The organism is Microcoleus sp. B9-D4 (genome assembly GCF_036705105.1).
Lineage (GTDB): Bacteria > Cyanobacteriota > Cyanobacteriia > Cyanobacteriales > Microcoleaceae > Microcoleus.
This window is the reverse complement of sequence record NZ_JAUBTS010000145.1, coordinates 1-2,825: the sequence shown is the minus strand read 5'-3', so window position 1 is coordinate 2,825 and position 2,825 is coordinate 1. Positions and strand designations below refer to the sequence as shown.

The window sequence follows — 2,825 nt, the reverse complement described above, 5'->3', positions numbered from 1 at the left end:
AAGAAGTTTTATCTCTCTGTGGTTGGGACTATATCCTTGAAGCTATATTAAGTGCAACTTCATAGTAAATTGGTATAACATACATAAAAATACGTGAGCTTTAACTCGATCGGCACTGCGGTGGTAAATCGGTCGCACCTTTAAATCCACCGTCTTAAAACTCCGAAAAGCTTGCTCTACTTGAGACAGGCTTTTATAAGATCTCACAGTTTCTATTAGAGATAAAACGGAGGGTTCGACAGAAGTACGAATCACGTATAAACCATCAAGTCCTGCTTCGCTTTCAATACTGTGCGTGTTTCTTTCATAACTAAAGCTATCCTCTTGAATATCTAGTTTGAAATGCACGGGCTTCCTTGTAACGATTCACCACCTTTCCCACTTTTAGAGCAATATCTGATGCCCCTTTTAAACGATTTTTTTTTCGGATTGTAGCAGCAACGATTTTGGCTAATTCTTTTTCGGTCGCTTGCAACAATTCTGATCGTGTTTTGGCTCGCTCTGCAGCCAGCATTGGATTGCGACAGGCAATTAAGCGTTCTCCCGGATAGTCTGATGATGATATTTCAGCGATGTGAGAGTTCGTCAAATAAAGAGAGTTGAATCGATTCTTGCTCTACCCATCTGCGGATTTGTACCGAACGCAGCGCGCTAATCCAATCGAAAGTATGCTCTGATGATTGAAAGTGTTTTTGAATCGTTGTTGAAGAGATGATGCCTCGATCGCCCACCCAAATTATTTTGGCGATTCCAAATCTTTCTTTAAGTTTGGTAATTTGATTGGTGAGCCTTGTCGGGTCAGCAGTATTGCCCTCAAATATTTCGAGCGCAATCGGACAGCCAGAAGCATCGCACATTAATCCAAATACGATCTGCAATTTACCTCTTTTGCAATCCCGATTGTAACCGTATCGGGCTAGGGGGCAAGTTTTGCCTTCAAAATAACTGCTCTATACATCATACAATACTAATGTTGATGATGCCAGATGTCTGGCTGCCAAATTATTTTCGCTCGACTCTTGTTTGGATAAGAGCCAATCCATTGCCAAATATAATTCATCTTCATCGGCACCCTCGATGCCGTATATTTTGCCAATACTCGAAAAACAAGTTTCTTCGTTGAATCCTCTCGCGGTGGCGAGTTTCGAGCGCGGGTCGATAATTCTGGCAATTATCATCGCCAATACCAATCTTCTGTTGCGACTATTTTCGGAACTAATTAAGTTGTGTAAGCCAGTGTTTTTCAGGCAGCCCAATACTGCTGCTACGTGGCCGTGTGGGCGCGAACGGGTGATTTTAAAAGAATCAGGCAAAGAAGCGATCGTTACGCCACCTTTTAACAAGGCTTGCAGTCCATCTATGGCATGGTCGGGCAATTTAGACAAGTTTGCCAGAGTGCGTTTCCGTACTTTTGAACCTTCGCGGTAGGACTCGCGAAGCAATACAGCAGGGGGAGAGTTTCTGTTTGGAACACCTTCGATATACATGACTACAATTTGGCCACGCATCTGTCGATATAAATATGAATAAATCCTTAAGATACATGGGTACGCCCTCGGGGGTAAAAAGGAGCTCGTTCCTTGTAGTGCAAGGGTTTGAAAGATTTGAACATCCCCTCTACGGGCAGGGCTGTTTCATTCTCGGGTACGATCGCCAAAAGTAAAAGTGATCGCGCTATCTGATAAGATTTTTAGCGACCGCTCAAAAAAAATACATATGCTGACTCAATACGGTTAAGTTAAGGGCTATGCAGTGCTTAAAACAATAAATACAGGAGGATTCATTATGATTCCAGTACCTCTGTGTTTAACTTGTTTAGCTCGAAATTTTGAAACAGGTTTTTTGACAACTCTTGGGTTGTTTCTGTGAACTCTTTCCGGTATAATTTGATCGAGGAGCTCCCAAGTTAACCAACTCAAAAAAAGGGAAGTTCCTGTGGTTGTAACCGCTGAAATTTAGGGAGAGCGCGACGAATAACTCGTAAGGTTCCAGTAAAAGAAAGACGCAATGGTGAAACACCTGCGCTGCTTGCTGAAGAGAAAAATTAATGACCTTATAGCCCAATGTCCTAGTAGTAAACCATAAATTTCTTGTACCACCTCCTTTGGTCTTTGAGAACGAATATGAGTTTTTCGTCCTAATAAATGTACTTTGATTTCATCAATCGTATTTTCGACTTCCCAACGTTGATGATATTCACAGGCAAGTAAGTGCGATGGAAATTTTTCCGCGTTCAACAAGCTGGTAATTAAACGATATCTAATTTGTGCTTCTGGGCGGTCGTACTTCTCAATTGTGTACTCAATTACTCTTACCTGTATGGGCTTAAATCCTTTTTTTCTTAATTTGCCTGATGGATAAATCCAACTTAAATATGAACCATCATCTAATTGTGTTTCGTTTAAGAATGTAACGTTGGATGGAATTCGCACTCTTCTACTCACAACCTTTACTGATTGTGGCTTCTACCATCGCATAAGAATGTAAACCTCTATCCCACATCAATAGCATTCCCACTGTTACTGAGCGTAAGAACTTTAACGATCTTACTCTTTCTCCCATTTTATATGGACACATTAAGGCGTCAAATATTAAATGTGTTCCTGCCTCTAATAAAATAACTAATCTAGCTTTCGGAAACGCTGCTCTTGTACCTGGACGACTTCCTGGACGACCAAAAACCCTGGCATTCTCATCACCCAGACGGGATGTCTAAGCAGGTTCCGTCTATCACTACGACTCTTAGTTGTATCCGCTCAATAAATCGGGGTAACAGTAAAAAAAGAAGGTTAACAATCTAGGCACAGCATGGTAGAATATGACAT

Annotated in this window: 3 protein-coding genes and 2 pseudogenes; all 5 read right to left on the bottom strand. The window is 41.4% G+C overall.

Features of this window, described 5'->3' with window-relative positions; translation table 11 throughout:
* Window positions 1-42 precede the first annotated feature (42 nt).
* Window positions 43-348: a hypothetical protein gene (locus QUB24_RS33110; RefSeq protein ID WP_333157809.1), complete on the bottom strand. Its 306-nt coding sequence runs from the start codon at window positions 346-348 to the stop codon at window positions 43-45.
* Window positions 317-514 (bottom strand): hypothetical protein, encoded by a 198-nt coding sequence (locus tag QUB24_RS33105; RefSeq protein WP_333157808.1) that lies wholly within the window; start codon window positions 512-514, stop codon window positions 317-319. The genes QUB24_RS33110 and QUB24_RS33105 overlap by 32 nt, the downstream gene beginning before the upstream one ends.
* Before the next feature lie 52 nt (window positions 515-566).
* A pseudogene (locus QUB24_RS33100) lies at window positions 567-938 on the bottom strand (IS1634 family transposase); the annotation flags it as partial.
* Between the two features lie 12 nt (window positions 939-950).
* Entirely contained in the window at window positions 951-1,508 is a 558-nt protein-coding gene (locus QUB24_RS33095) for a hypothetical protein (RefSeq protein WP_333157805.1), read from the bottom strand.
* A 407-nt stretch (window positions 1,509-1,915) separates the two neighbouring features.
* Window positions 1,916-2,749: pseudogene (locus QUB24_RS33090) on the bottom strand (transposase); the annotation flags it as partial.
* Window positions 2,750-2,825: the final 76 nt, after the last annotated feature.